This window comes from Novosphingobium sp. 17-62-19, from assembly GCF_002256775.1.
Taxonomy (GTDB): Bacteria; Pseudomonadota; Alphaproteobacteria; order Sphingomonadales; family Sphingomonadaceae; genus Novosphingobium.
This window is the reverse complement of sequence record NZ_NCII01000087.1, coordinates 1-14257: the sequence shown is the minus strand read 5'-3', so window position 1 is coordinate 14257 and position 14257 is coordinate 1. Positions and strand designations below refer to the sequence as shown.

At 63.5% G+C, this 14257-nt stretch carries 12 protein-coding genes and 1 pseudogene; 5 read left to right on the top strand and 8 right to left on the bottom strand.

What is annotated here, in order from left to right; all coding sequences use genetic code 11:
* The coding region (gene sppA / locus B7X90_RS14615; RefSeq protein ID WP_292625610.1) for a signal peptide peptidase SppA at positions 1-1544 on the bottom strand (1544 nt) is incomplete at its 3' end.
* A gap of 87 nt (positions 1545-1631) precedes the next feature.
* Between sppA and B7X90_RS14610 the strand changes: the two genes are divergently transcribed.
* On the top strand, positions 1632-2657 hold the full coding sequence (locus B7X90_RS14610; RefSeq protein ID WP_292625608.1) for an aspartate carbamoyltransferase catalytic subunit: 1026 nt from the start codon (positions 1632-1634) through the stop codon (positions 2655-2657).
* A complete protein-coding gene (locus B7X90_RS14605; RefSeq protein ID WP_292625606.1) occupies positions 2654-3883 on the top strand; it encodes a dihydroorotase in 1230 nt (409 codons plus the stop codon). Before B7X90_RS14610 ends, B7X90_RS14605 begins: the two co-directional genes overlap by 4 nt.
* Positions 3884-3946: 63 nt before the next feature.
* On the opposite strand, the gene B7X90_RS14600 is transcribed toward B7X90_RS14605, so the two are convergent.
* From B7X90_RS14600 to B7X90_RS14590, 3 genes are read right to left on the bottom strand one after another with little or no spacing between them, the layout of a single operon-like run.
* Positions 3947-5305: an SPOR domain-containing protein gene (locus tag B7X90_RS14600; protein ID WP_292625604.1), complete on the bottom strand. Its 1359-nt coding sequence runs from the start codon at positions 5303-5305 to the stop codon at positions 3947-3949.
* Positions 5306-5328: 23 nt separating this feature from the next.
* A complete protein-coding gene (locus tag B7X90_RS14595) occupies positions 5329-5817 on the bottom strand; it encodes a hypothetical protein (protein ID WP_292625602.1) in 489 nt (162 codons plus the stop codon).
* 46 nt (positions 5818-5863) lie between these two features.
* Positions 5864-6589, bottom strand: coding sequence for a ParA family protein (locus B7X90_RS14590; RefSeq protein ID WP_292625600.1), 726 nt, complete (start codon positions 6587-6589; stop codon positions 5864-5866).
* Positions 6590-6896: 307 nt separating this feature from the next.
* On the opposite strand from B7X90_RS14590, the gene B7X90_RS14585 reads away from it, so the two are divergent.
* From B7X90_RS14585 to B7X90_RS14575, 3 genes are all read left to right on the top strand, one after another.
* A complete protein-coding gene (locus tag B7X90_RS14585) occupies positions 6897-7979 on the top strand; it encodes an SPOR domain-containing protein (RefSeq protein WP_292625598.1) in 1083 nt (360 codons plus the stop codon).
* Between the two features lie 4 nt (positions 7980-7983).
* Complete coding sequence (locus B7X90_RS14580) at positions 7984-9222, top strand: DUF418 domain-containing protein (RefSeq protein WP_292625596.1); 1239 nt, start codon at positions 7984-7986, stop codon at positions 9220-9222.
* Between the two features lie 100 nt (positions 9223-9322).
* Positions 9323-10018, top strand: a complete 696-nt coding sequence (locus B7X90_RS14575) for a L,D-transpeptidase family protein (RefSeq protein ID WP_292625594.1) — start codon at positions 9323-9325, stop codon at positions 10016-10018.
* A 1-nt stretch (position 10019) separates the two neighbouring features.
* Here the strand turns inward: B7X90_RS14575 and B7X90_RS14570 are convergent, their stop codons facing one another.
* The 4 genes and pseudogenes from B7X90_RS14570 to B7X90_RS14555 form a co-directional block, all read right to left on the bottom strand.
* The gene (locus B7X90_RS14570) at positions 10020-10754 is read right to left on the bottom strand and encodes a sigma-70 family RNA polymerase sigma factor (protein ID WP_292625592.1); all 735 of its coding nucleotides are present in this window, start codon (positions 10752-10754) and stop codon (positions 10020-10022) included.
* Positions 10751-12871, bottom strand: coding sequence for a flagellar biosynthesis protein FlhA (locus tag B7X90_RS14565; RefSeq protein ID WP_292625590.1), 2121 nt, complete (start codon positions 12869-12871; stop codon positions 10751-10753). The genes B7X90_RS14570 and B7X90_RS14565 overlap by 4 nt, the downstream gene beginning before the upstream one ends.
* Before the next feature lie 3 nt (positions 12872-12874).
* Positions 12875-13768 carry a lytic transglycosylase domain-containing protein gene (locus tag B7X90_RS14560; RefSeq protein ID WP_292625588.1) on the bottom strand — a complete coding sequence of 298 codons (894 nt, stop codon included), beginning with the start codon at positions 13766-13768 and terminating at the stop codon, positions 12875-12877.
* Between the two features lie 239 nt (positions 13769-14007).
* A pseudogene (locus B7X90_RS14555) lies at positions 14008-14257 on the bottom strand (flagellar protein FlgN); the annotation flags it as partial.

Sequence of the window (14257 nt, the reverse complement as noted above, 5' to 3'; positions counted from 1 at the left end):
TCCAGACCGCCGAATTCATCGACGAGGCCAAGCTGGCGGGCAGTGCCGCCGTCCCAGACGCGGCCTTGGGCGATCTTGTCGATCTCTGCCGATGATTTGCCGCGTGATTTGCTCACCAGACCCAAGAAACGGTCGTAGATGCGTTCCACCTGTCCCTGCAGCACGGCAGAGATTTGCGGGCTGAGGCCGCCGAGGATGTCGGGCTGGCCCGAAAGCGGGGTGGTGCCGATCGAATCGGTGGTGACGCCGATCTGCGGCAGCGCGTTTTCGAAGCTGGGCAGCACGGCAAACACGCCGATCGAGCCGGTGATCGTGCTTGGCTCTGCAAAGATGCGCTGGGCGGGGGTGGAAACCCAGTAGCCACCGCTGGCAGCAAGGCTGCCCATCGACACGGCAACCGGCAGGCCCTTGGCCTTTACCCGTTCGACCGCGTTGCGGATGCGTTCGGACGCGAGGACCGAGCCGCCCGGCGAATCGACGCGCAGGACGAGGCCGGCGTAATCGTCGCTCTGCGTCACGCCATCGATCAGGTTGGCAATGCGATCCCCTCCGGCAGTGCCGGGGCCAGCATCGCCATCGACGATTTCGCCCGCCACAGTGACCACGGCAATGGCCTTGCCCGCCTTGGATGGCGTCTTGTCGGCCAGATAGACGGGCAGTTCGGTGAACTTGAACCCGCCAAGGCCCGCGTCCTCATCCGCGCCGACCAGTTCGGCCACGCGCTTGCCGAAGGACACGCTATCCCCCACGCGGTCAACCAAGCCAGATTTCTGCGCAGCCTGTGCAGCATCGCCGCCGCTATCGGCCACCCACTTTTCAGGGTCGGTCAGCATCAGCGCAAGGTCCGCCTTGGGGCGCGCCTTCTTCACCTCGTCCTGCCAGTTCTGCCAGATCGCGCCATAGACGCCCTGCATCGCTTCACGCGCTTCGGGTGACATATCGGCGCGCATGTAGGGTTCGACCGCGCTTTTGTAGGTGCCGACCTTGAACACGTGGACGGTGGCTTTCAGCTTGTCGATCAGGCCCTTGTAATAGAGCCGAGAGCCGCCGGGGCCGGTGACGACCACGCCGCCCATCGGATCGACCCACACTTCGCTGGCGTGGGCGGCAAGCTGCATCGCATCGTCGGTGTAGATCAGCGAGCGCACCAGCACGGGCTTTTTGGCCGCGCGCACCTTGTCCATCGCCTCACCGACCTGGCTGAGGTGGACCGACGCGCCGCCGCCGAAGGCTTCAAGATCGAGCACGACCGCCTTGATCCGTTTGTCCGTTGCCGCTTCGGTGATGGCGCGGGACAGATCGCGGGCGGTATATTCCGCCACGGGAGTCTGGCCAGACAGGAACGCGGTGGGCGAAATGTCGCTCGCCTCTTCAACCACAACGCCTGCAAGAGGCACATAAAGTGCACCTGACTGCACCTGACCGGGGGCTGGGCGCACTGAAAGCACCGCATAAAGCGCGGCAAAGAACAGCAGCAGGAACAACAGGACGAGACCGTCCTTGATGGCGACGAGGATCTTCCAGACCGATTTGGCAAAGCTCATGCGCGCAACTCTATTGTGGACGACCCGGCAAAGCCAGCGGGAAACCGCTTGAGCGCAAGGCACCTGCACTCTAGGGAACTGGTTTCAATGCAAAGCCCAAACCTTCCTCAAGCAGGCCGCTATCCAGCGGGCGGCCTCGCCTTTCCGCACCGTGACCTGACCGGCATCGGCCAGCTTGCGCGCCACGAAATCCTCTATCTGCTCGACGAGGCGGAGCAGTGGGTGGAACTGAACCGGCAGCCGAAGAAGAAGGTCGATCTGCTGGGCGGGCTGACGATCATCAACGCCTTCTTCGAAAACTCCACGCGCACGCTGCTGAGCTTTGAAATTGCGGGCAAGCGGCTGGGCGCGGACGTGGTGAACATGCACGCCGCCACCAGCAGCGTGAAGAAGGGCGAAACGCTGATCGACACGGCCATGACGCTCAACGCCATGCGCGCCGATGCCATCGTGATCCGCCATGCCAGCAGCGGCGCGGTTCGGCTGATTGCAGAGAAGGTCGATTGTCCGGTGCTGAATGCAGGGGACGGGCAGCATGAGCATCCGACGCAGGCCTTGCTGGATGCGCTGACCATGCGGCACGCTCTGGGGCTTCCCATCGGCTCTGACCTCAACGGGCTGAAAGTGACGATCTGCGGCGACATCCTGCACAGCCGCGTGGCCCGGTCCAACATCCTGAGCCTGACCGCGCTGGGTGCCGATGTGCGCGTCTGTGCGCCGCCTGCGCTGATGCCGGCCGAGGTTGAGGCGATGGGTGTGACGCCGGTGTATGATTTCGACGCGGCGCTGAAGGACGCGAACGTGGTGATGATGCTGCGGTTGCAGCAGGAGCGCATGTCCGGGCAGTTCATCCCCTCCCCGCGCGAATATCGGCACCTCTATGGTTTAACGCCCGAGCGGCTGGCCAAGGCCGAGCCGGATGCCTTCGTGATGCATCCGGGGCCGATGAACCGGGGGATCGAGATCGATTCGACCGTGGCAGATCATCCCACCCGCAGCCTGATTACGCGGCAGGTGGAGATGGGCGTGGCAATCCGCATGGCTTGCCTTGAAGTGCTGACGCGCCGGACGCGCGGCGTTTCGGGCTGGGAAGCAGAAGGAGCGGCAGCATGATCGCGCGGCCTCTCACGATTACCGGCGGCAAGCTGGTGCTGGGTTCGGGCGAGCCTGTCAACGGCGCGCTGCGCTGCGAGGAAGGGCGGATCGTCGCGCTGGGCGATGTCAGCCCGCGGGACGGCGACGAAGTGTTCGACGCTGGTGGCAAACTGGTCGCGCCCGGCTTGGTCGATCTGGGCGTCTTCGCCATCGACAAACCCGCCTTCCACTTCGGCGGGATCACGCGCGCAGCCCTGATGCCCGATCAGGGGCCAGTGCTGGACCACCCGGCGCGGGTGCGCTTTGCCGCACAGTCGGGCAAGCCTGACATGTGGGTCCACCCGCTGGCCGCCGCCACGCGCGGGCTGGAGGGTTCGGAACTCGCTGAACTGGCGCTGATGCGCGATGCGGGGGCGAAGGCCGTCGCGACCGGGCGCGGGTGGATCGGCGATTCAGGCGTGATGCTGCGGCTTCTGCGCTATTGCGCGATGCTGGGGCTGGTCGTGGTCACACACGCCGAGGATGCGGGGATCACCGGCAGCGCGGTTGCAACAGCAGGCGACGTGGCAACACGGCTTGGCCTGCCAAGCGCGCCTGCCGAAGCCGAGGCATTGGCCGTGGCGCGCGACATTGCTCTCGCCGAGCTATCGGGCGCACACATCCATTTCCGGCAGGTAACGACGGCGCGCGCGCTCGATCTGGTGCGCGCGGCCAAGGCACGGGGCGTGCGGGTGACGGCGGGGGTAACGCCTGCGCACTTCATCTTGTCCGACCTCGAACTGGTGGGCTTCCGCACGTTCTGCCGCCTTTCACCCCCGTTGCGTCAGGATGCAGACCGCAAGGCGGTGATCGCAGCGATTGCCGATGGCACGATCGACGTGATTGCATCGGGCCACGATCCACGCGGGCCAGAAGACAAGCGCCTGCCCTTTGCCGACGCCGAACCCGGCATGGCAGGTGCAGAAACGCTACTACCCTTGACGCTGACTCTCGTGCGCGACGGCATAATCGGCATGGGCCGCGCCTTCGAACTGCTGGCGACCAATCCGGCAAAGCTGCTGGGTGTTGACGCTGGAAGGCTGGACGTGGGCGCTGAAGCGGACATCGCTGTGGTCGATCCGGTACGTCCTTGGATCGTCAATTCAGACAAGATGGAAGCTGCCGCTGGCAACACTCCATTTGACCGGCGTCCGGTGGAAGGCCGCGTCACCGCGCTGTTCAAGGGCGGAAATCAAGTCTCTTGAACGGCGCAGGGCGCGGAACCCGATGGTCCCGCGCCCTGCTTCACTCTCAACGAGTTGGATGAATCAGCGCTTGGCCATGCGCGTTTCAGCGGCGCGCTGCTGGCCGGGGGCATTGCCGCGCAGCACAAGACAAGTGCCGCCACGCGCCTTGACCGATCCACACATCGAACTTGCCGATGCCTGGCCGCCAAAGCCCGCTGCTTGCACGCGCCAGTATTGCTTGCCGTTCACAGTGACCTGCGTGGTCACGTTGGAAAAGCCTTTAAGGCCGGGATTGCGCGAAGTGTAATGACGCCATGCGCGACGTGCGCCTTCAGCAGTCGCGAAGGACCCGAGCTGGACAAGGTGCGTGCCACCACTGGCCACAGCCACCGGTTTTGCAGTGCGTGCTGGAGCTGGTGCCGGCGCGGTTGCGCGCCTTGCTGGCGCCTTGCGCTTCACCGCCTGCACCATAGGTTGGGCTTCAAACTGAACCGTACTCGCCGGTGAGGGCTGTGACGGCGGCAGGTCGATCAGCGCAAGTTGCACAGGCTTGGACTGCGAAGACGAATCAGCCAAAGCCGGGGCAGGTGCCTCATGCTCATCCATCGCAGGCAGTTCATGCACCGCAGCTTCAGCCAGCGTAGGAGCAGCGGCAAGCGCAGCGGGTTCAGCACGTGTGGCAGCTTCAGCCGCAAGCTGTTCAGTCGCCGGGAAGTTTGCCAGCGCGAGTGCGGCAGGCTGGCCCTTGTCGGCGCGCATCGGCACATCAAGCAGGCTGGCCACGCGCCCACGGCTGCTGTCTGAATAGCCCATCAACGCCCACTGTTCCATACGATCGCCAAGCTGGTTGGCAGGGACGTCCTGCGCGGCCATCGCGCGGGCTTCGCGCCAGCGACCGCTCAGCGCATAGGCCAGCGCAAGGTTCTGGCGCACCTTTGGGGTGTTGTCGCCGCTGCGTAGGGTGTCGCTCAGGACAGCGACTCCTTGGGCAGGCTGCCCTGCCAGCGCCAGCGCGAGGCCGTAGTCAGAAGCCGCAACTGTATCGCGGTAGGAATTGAGCGTATCGATCGCTTCGGAATTAAGACCCAGTGCGAGATCGGCCAGCGCAAGGCTCAGCGCGGTGCGGCTGCTGTCTTCGCCCAATTCCATCGCATCATCATAAGCCTGACGTGCGGATTCAAAGCGCCCCGCCTTGAGATAGGCATTGCCCAGCAGCACCCGGTAAGCAGGATTGCGCGGATCGGCCAGAACGGCCTTCTCGGCATTGCCGATGGCCGCTTCGGCATCACCCTTTTCCAGCGCCGAGTGGGCCGACGATGCAATCTTTCCGGGCTTCTCACCCGCCGATCCGCAGCCGGTGAGCAAGCCTGCAGCAAGCGCAGTGGACACGATCAGGCGCGTAGTGCGGTCTGGGACGAAAGCGGAAAGGCGGATGCTCATTCTCAAAGGTTCCTTCGAAAGGCTCAGTTCTGGCCAACCGCGCGGCGGGCAAGAGCTTCGACTTCAGGCAATTCTGCGAGGTAGCGATCAAGTGCTTCGGTCACGACGGCTTGTGCGCTGCGATCTTCAAGCGTGGAAGCAAGGCGCAGGCGCAAGTGGCGGTAGTGATCGAGGCGCAGGGTGAAGGCAGCTTTGCGGCCTTCGTGCAGTGCAGAGCGCACTTCCTTGCCAGCCTTCATGCGGCGGCGGGGCACAGGCTCCGATTCGTAGGGTGCAACGGCCTGAGCCAGAGCTTCCTGCTGCTGAACCACAACCGGTTTTTCGGTCTGGGCAGCATCAGCCTCGCCCAGATCATTCCAGCCCAGATCGTTGAGATCGGCCTCTTCACGCGTGAGCGCAGGAATGGCCTCGCCCGATCCGACGAGCAACTGCGGACGCATCGCAGGCTTTGCCGCACCCTTGCGGGCAAGCAAGCCGGACGACAGCGATGCGAGTGGTTTGACTGCGCTCATCACAGGCGCCTCCTTATCACGAACCGCCCCCTCACGAACCGCCCCCTCACGAGCCGACAACGCGGCGGCCAAAGCCGCCCATTGGACGTGGAGCGCCCGCCATGGGCATCACAGCAGCCTGCTGCGGCACGGCAAAGACGGTGCGGCGGAAGTTCTTTTCGAGTCGCTCGGAAATGTACGTCCACAGCGACGTCACTTCCGCGGCGGACCGACCATTGGGATCAACTTCCATCACCGTGCGGCCATCGATCATCGAAGCAGCAAAATCGGTGCGCTGGTGCAGCGTGACCGGTGCAACCGTGCCATGCTGTGAAAGAGCGACAGCAGCCTCGGCCGTGATGCGGGCCTTGGGCGTTGCGGCATTGACCACGAAGATCAAAGGCTTTCCGGCGCGATCGCACAGATCGACGGTGGCACCCACGGCGCGCAGATCGTGAGGGCTGGGGCGGGTCGGCACGACGATCAGTTCAGCCACCGAGATAACCGACTGGATTGCCATGGTAATTGCTGGCGGCGTATCGATAACCGCAAGCTTGAAGCCTTGCTGACGCAAGATCGCAAGATCGCTGGCCAGCCGCGCAACGGTAGTCTGCGCAAAGGCCGGGAATTCGGCCTCGCGCTCGTTCCACCAGTCCGACAGTGAGCCTTGCGGATCAATGTCGATCAAAACCACCGGGCCTGCCCCTGCCCGCTGGGCCTGAACGGCGAGGTGCCCGGACAAGGTGGTCTTGCCCGAACCGCCCTTCTGCGATGCCAATGCCAGTACGCGCAAAGCCAAATCCCCTGAAAATCACAAACTCTTGGACAGTGGATTCGCAGATCGGGTTGAAATTTTGGTTAACAGGCCGGATTATCGATGATCGCCCTGCACCGCACAGCCGCAAGGAAAGATGAAGACGATACTGTGAAGTCGCGCTAAGACTTCGCTAACGTCTCGTTGACTATACTTGCCGGAAAGCAACCCAAAGCAAATAGGCCAACAATATCAGGTGCAATCGGTCGCACTGCACAGTTCGACGATGGCCGATGTGGGTTGCAACACGAACAATACTGTTTTCTTCAGCACGGGCATTTTGAAGATGAGCGATTTGAGGCAATCGGCTGCAACGACAAAAGCGCTGGGACTTGGGCTGGCGCTTGCTACGATAATTTCCGCTCCTGCCGCGCGGGCCGACGTCAAGGCCGGCGTCGACGCATGGTCGCGCGGAGAACACGAGACTGCGGTCAAGGAGTGGCTCGGCCCTGCGGCCAAGGGCGATGCCGATGCGCAGTTCAACATGGGCCAGGCCTACAAGCTGGGCAAAGGCGTTCCGCAGGATCTGAAGCGCGCCGAAGCATGGTATCGCAAAGCGGCGCAATCCGGCCACATCAAAGCGGCAGACACGCTGGGCCTGCTGCTGTTTCAGGACAATCGCAAGGCAGATGCAGTGCCTTTCCTGCAGGCCTCGGCCGAGCGCGGGGAACCGCGCGCCATGTACATCCTGGGGATTGCCCATTTTAACGGCGACGTTGTCGGCAAGGACTGGGTCCGCGCCTACGCGCTGATGAGCCGTTCGGCATCGAGCGGGCTGGAACAGGCCAAGCGCGGCCTTGCCACGATGGACGGGATGATCCCGCTCGAACAGCGGCAGATGGGCGTTTCGCTCGCCTCGGAACTCGATCAGAAGTCTCAGGCCAAACGGAGCGAGCAGTTTGCTGCAGCCGATCTTGGTGTAAAAGCCGTGCCAACTGCGCCCATTCGCACCAGTGTACCAGGTGGCGCGCTCGAACGGGCAGATATGCCACCTTCGGTCATCACTGCGGGCGCTTCCTATGCCAACCCGACAACCATGTCGCAGGGCAAGAACCCGGCTGTTCCCACACCTGTTGCCGCCAAGCCGCAAATAGTTGCGCCAAAGCCAAAGGTGGCTGCGACCGCAGCTACTACCGCAAGAGGCAATTGGCGCGTCCAGCTAGGCGCGTTCGGAGTCAAATCCAACGCCGACGGGTTGTGGAACAAGGTCAAGGGACGCCCCGAACTCAACGGAAGCAGCCGCATCGACCTGCCATCGGGCAGCGTCACGCGCCTCCTTGCAGGCGGTTATAGTAGCCAAGCCGATGCAGACAAGGCCTGCGCCGCGCTCAAGTCTGGCGGGTTCACCTGTCTGGTGGTAAAGCCTTAAGGGCTTGGCCCCGGACACTTCCCCTCAGACCTTTCCTTCCAACCGCATAGAGGCGCTGGATTTCCTGCGCGGCGTGGCCGTGCTGGGCATTCTGGCAATCAATGTAACCGGGTTCTGGGGGCCTTCGCTGGCCACCTTTTCGCCCGCCATTCCCTACCCCGAACCCGCCGCCGACAGGTGGTTCGCGCTCGCCTTCGTTCTGTTCGAGGGCAAGATGCGCGCGCTGTTCACGCTGCTGTTCGGGGCGAGCATGGTGCTGTTTGCCCAAGCAGCAGAACGACAGGGCGCTGCCCCTGACATGGCGCAAGTGCGTCGCCTGCTGTGGCTGCTGCTGTTCGGTTACCTGCATTTCGCGCTGCTGTGGTGGGGCGATATCCTGTTTTCCTATGCGCTATGCGGGCTTGGTGCCTTGATGTTCCGCCAGCTTTCGCCGCGGCAACTGCTCGGCATCGCGTTGCCATTCTACGCGCTTTCTCAAGGGGTTGAAGCTCTGCTCGACCTGCCGGGCGTGGTGACTGAACAAGCCGTACTGGCAGGGGTCGCGCCTGCCGCCGACATGGCAGAACAAGCCGCGATGATGGACCGCATCGCAGCGTTGGTCGCGCAAGACTCAAAGGTTCTGAACGCTGGCTTTTTCGAGGCCATGCGTCTGAAACTCGGACAATCAGCGCTGCAACCGCTGACCACCACGCTTTCGACCTTTACCGAAACTCTGCCGCTGATGCTGACCGGGATGGCACTGCTGCGGCTGGGCATGTTTGCCGATTGGCCCCGCAAGCGGTTGAAACAAGTTGCAACGGTCGGAATCGGCTTGGGGGCACTGCCTACGTTGCTCGCGCTGCACTGGCTCTTGACACACGATTGGCCCCCGCGCGCCATGTTCGCCGCAATCGAGCATGGCATGGCTCTGCCCCATCTGTTCATAGCGTTCGGTTATGCGGCAGCGCTGGTACTGCTGTTCCCGCTCGTGCGGGCAACCTGGCTCGGCCAGCGATTGACGGCCGCAGGCCGCTGCGCATTCACCAACTACATCGGCACCACAGTGCTGATGGGTGCGATCTTCAGCGGGTGGGGGCTTGCGCTGGGGCCGGAACTACCGCGCCAATGGCTCCCCGCTTTCGTCGCGCTGGGCTGGGCCGCGATGCTGGCGTGGCCGCGCTGGTGGCTCGCCCGCTTTGGCCAAGGCCCACTCGAAGCAATATGGCGGAGACTGGCCCTCCCGCGCGTTAACCCTGTTCGGTAACCCGCTGAACCACTGCCGTCCCTGTGCGGGACGCCGTCAGATCGGGACTCGCAAGGCCCTGCATTAATGCCTAACCCTTAAGGCGAAAGGAGCAGGCAGGATGAAAAAGCAGACGAACCTCTGGAGCAAAAGCTGGGTACGGATGCCACTGGGCCTGCTCGCCACCGGTGCTGCATCGCTGCTGGCTTTCAACGTGGGGCAGGACATTGCCGGCACGCTGTTCGGCAATAGCACCGCTGAAGCGGCACCTATGGTCACCGCTGCTGCCGATCCTTCCGCCCTGCCCCCGGCAGTCGCCGCGCCCAAGCCCGTCGACAGCCCCTTCGTTGTCAAATCGATCCTGCCGATCAACGAGCCGATCAAGTTCGGCAAGTTCTACTGGGACGAAACCCGCGCGCCTGCCACTGGCCCGCTGGTCGTAACGGTAGACCTCACTGCTCGCGTGATCTCGGTGTTCCGCGATGGCCACGAAATCGGCGCAGCCGCCATTCTCAAAGGCTATGGCGAAAAGCCTACGCCCACCGGCGTGTTCCCGATCACCCAGAAAGACGCCGATCACGTCTCGAACATCTACGATGCGCCGATGCCGTGGATGATGCGCCTGACCAACGATGGCGTGGCGATCCACGGCAGCAAGGTCGAAAAAGGCTATGCCACCAACGGCTGCGTTGGCGTGCCCGATGAATTCGCGCAGAACCTGTTCAAGCTCGCCAAGCTGGGTGACAAGGTGATCATCACCGACGGCCGCAAGATGACCATTGGCGATCCGATCCTGACCGGCGAACACGCATCATAATTCACAGGATGTCGTAGCCCTCTCCCAGCCCCGCGCGCAGCTTGTCGAGCGCCTGAGCTTTCAATTGGTGTACGCGCGGGATGCTGACGCCAAGCACCTCAGCGATTTCGGCAAGGTTCAGTTCCTCGACGAAGTAGAGCTGGATGATCACCTGCAAGCGTTCCGGCAGGTCGGTGATCGCCGCCACCACGGCTTCGCGCATTTCTTCGTCCGCCAGCAACGCAAAGCTGTCGGGCCGGTCGTCGGCAAAGGCGGCATTGCTGTCGGAGTAGGCCTCATCGATGGCCTCGAAACGCAGCGGCTCATCCGCCGCCTTCTGGTCTGCCAGTTCGCGTTCTGACAGACCCACAGCAGCGGCCAGTTCCGCATCGCTCGGCGGGCGGCCCAGTTCGTTGGTCAGCATAGACGTCTTCTCGCGCAGCACCCGTCGCCGTTCCGTGGCAGAGCGCGACAGCGGCGTGGAGCGGCGTACCAGATCGACCATTGCCCCGCGCACGCGTAGCTTGGCATAGGCGGCAAAGCCGTCCTCGGTCGGCCCGTCATGCCGTTGCGAACATTCGGTCAGCGCAACAAGGCCCGCCTGAATCAGGTCTTCCAGTTCGATCCCGGCGCGACCCGATCCGTGGACATGCCACGCCAGTCGCTTCACCATCGGCAAGAAACGCCGGATGCGGTCTGCCGTTTCATCTTTTTTGTAGGCGCGTGCGGCTGCAAAACCGCGGTGGTCGTGTTTCATGCGGCAATTCCCTCAAGGGTCGGCTGCTCTTCATGGGTGGCGTTGGTCTGAGAAGACTGGGGGGCCTCGCCGCCGATCACGGTAATCACCTCGATCGGTTGCGACGGCGGCAGTTCGGCAATGGACAGCACCAGGCAATTCGGCGCGCGCAGGCGCAGCAGGCTGGCAAGCGGGCGGCGGGCGCGCGGTTGCACGATCAGCGCAATCGGCAGCGCACCGGGGCCACGTTCTGCGATCAGGTCGGAGACCCGCTCACCAATCCCACGCGCAAGATCCGGCTCGATCACCGGCTGCCCGGTGGCCGGATCGTGCATCCCGGAAACGATCATCTGCTCAAGGCCCGCTTCCAGCGTAACCACTGGCAGGCGGTCGTTCGGCCCGCACGCGCGGCCCACGATCATGTTGCCCAGATCGGCGCGCATGAGATCGATCAGCCGTTCGTGATCGGTAGTCTGCTGCAAGGCCTGGCTGAGCGCGGAAAGGATCGGCAGCGGGTGCGCGATGGAAATGCCGTCATCAAGCAGGGCGTGGAACAGGCGGGTGAGCGCACCCAGAGACATGGGCTGCGGATGGATCGTTTCGATCAGCCCCGCCGAACGGTCCTTCACCCCTTCGAGGATCGACTTGACCTCGTCGGGTCCAAGCAGTGCCGATGGCCGGTCGCCCAGAACCTGATTGAGATGCGTGGCAATGACCGTGCTGGCATCGACCGTCAGGAACCCTTCGGCAATCGCCAGATCGCGCTGCGCCGGTTCGATCCAGATGGCAGGGCAGCCAAAGCTGGGATCGCGGGTCGCCTCACCGCGCAGCCCATGATCGGGATTGGCCTCGCCCGCATCGATGGCGAGCACCTTTTCGGGGCGCATATCACCCACCGCAATCGGCACGCCGCCCAGCAGCACGCGATAGGTATTGGGCGCCAGTTCCAGCGAATCGCGCACGCGGAACTGCGGCACGATAAAGCCGAAGCCTTGGCTCAGTTGCTTGCGCACCCCGGTGATCCGCGCGACCAGCGGCGATCCGCGCCGTTCGTCCACCAGATGGACAAGGCCATAGCCCATTTCCACCGTGACCAACGTGTGGTCGCTGACATCGTCGAGCGTGATACGGCCCGGATCGATGGCGGCCACAGGTTCGACCACCACCGGCACAGGCCGCGCAGCACGTTTCTTCAGCCCCCACCACAGCCATCCGGCAAGGCCTGCTGCGGGCAGGAAGATCGTCTGCGGCATGGCCGGGATCACGCCGATCGCGCCCATGATGATCGCCACCGGCAGCCAGATTGCCGGGTTGGCAAACTGCCCGCTGATCTGGTCGGTCAGGTTGCGGCTGTCGGATACGCGGGTGACGATGGTGGCGGCCGCAATCGAGAGCAGCAGCGATGGCACCTGCGCCACCAGCGCATCGCCGATGGCCAGTGTGATGTAAAACTCAGCCGCCTGCGTGGCAGTCAACCCGTGGGTAATCATGCCGAGGCAGAAGCCGGCAATGATGTTGACGCCCAAAATCAGCAGCGCGGCAACCGCATCGCCCTTCACGAACTTGGACGAACCATCCATCGAACCGTAGAAATCGGCCTCAGTCGCCACTTCGCGGCGGCGTGCCTTGGCTTCGTCACCCGTCAGCAGACCTGCGGCCAGATCGGCGTCGATCGCCATCTGCTTGCCGGGCAAGGCGTCGAGTGTGAACCGCGCGGAGACTTCCGAAACGCGGCCTGCGCCCTTGGTGACGACCACCATGTTGATGATCATCAGGATCATGAACACGAACAGGCCGACCACGAAGTTGCCGCCGATCAGGAATGCACCAAACGCCTCGATCACATGGCCCGCCGCCGCGCCGCCTTCGTGCCCGTTGACCAGCACGATGCGCGTGGACGCCACGTTGAGCGCAAGGCGCAACAGCGTGGCGAACAGCAGGACCGAGGGGAATGACGAGAAATCGAGCGGCTTTTCCGCATTCATCGCCGCCATCAGAATGGCCACCGACAGCGCGATATTCAGCACGAAAAACACGTCGAGCAGGATCGACGGGATCGGCACGACCATCAGCACGATCAGTGTGAGAATGCCGCCGGGCAAGGCAAATGCAGCAGGAGAGGCAAAGCGCTTGAACATCGCTTAAAGCCCCAGTGCCGAAAGGCGGCCGTAGGCCTGCTTGACGTGGGCCGGGGCAGAACCGCCCTCGTTCAACGCAAAAGTCTGGCGTAGCGTATCGGCCATCGAACTGCCGCCCTGGGGCAAAGAATTGCCGCCCGCTGCCGCCGCACCCTGAAACTCACGCGCGATTGGCCCGCCAGTGAACTGTTGCTGTGCTGCGGCGCTTGCAGGCGTCACGCCCATGCTTGCTGCCCGCTGCAAGGCGTCCTCGCCGCCTACACTGTCGCTGGCCCGTGCCATGCGGGCGCGGATCACGCCCATCACTTCGCCCACCGAACGTGCGCCATTGGCCCCGTAGAAGGTCGAGCGGTTCGCCGCCGCCGCCGCTGGCAGAATCCCGGCAGCGCTCTGCGATGGATCGCTGGCCAGCGCCGAAAGAAACTTCCCCGCCCCTTCGGCACCAAAAAAGTGCGCGACATAAAGCTCGGCATGATCGGGAGCACGGCCCAGCACGCCGCTCAGATATTCGCTGTTCTCGCCCGCCAGTTCGCCCGCCATTACGGACGCGATCTGAGGATCAAAGCGCAGCGCCAGCAATTGCGCGCGCGCCGCCGGATCACGCACCGTGCCGCCCTCGATCATGTCCGCCGCCCAGCCAAGTCCATGCTGCGCGCCATGTTTGTCGAGCGTGCGCAGCCAGGTGCCGCTGGTGAACTGGTAGAGCCCGCTGGCGCTTGATGTGCGTGCCTTGGCCGAAGGGTCTAGGCTCGATTCCAGCTTCGCCTGCGCCATCAGATAGGCAAAGTCGGTGCCAGTGGCCTGCGCCGCCCCGGCAATCGCCGAACGCACATTCGCCCCGGCACCGCTGACTGCGGCCGGGGCGAATGGTGTTCCGGTACTTTCGACTGAACTCACTTGGCTGTCCTTCCGGTCGCTGGTCTGCGACGCTTCGGAAGGACTTCAGCAAGCCCCGTGCCAAATCGAGATGTCCGCTACTGCCTACTCTTCCATGTTCGTCACCCTGAACTTGTTTCAGGGTCCATCCCTCGCCGGAAACGGCAGTTTGATTGGCAAAATGGATCCTGAAACAAGTTCAGGATGACGGTTAGGTGTTTGATGTTAGACTGCGATTTTGGCGCTCTGCAAAATCTGGTTCATGCGCTGCGCAGCCGGTGAACTTGCGCATTCGCCTTATAAAGCTGCGAATTGCCGGTCAGCATTTCCAGCCGCGACGATACGTTCGCCGCAATCAGGTTGCGCACCTTGCGGTTGGCCTCGTTCAGGCGGCGCGCGGAATCGAGCAGGCCGCGGCATTCCTCGTCCACCAGCGCGGTGTCGACATCGGCCAGCGTTCCGCACAGGTCTGCCTTGTTCGATGCGCAGCCCATGATCATGTCGAGATCC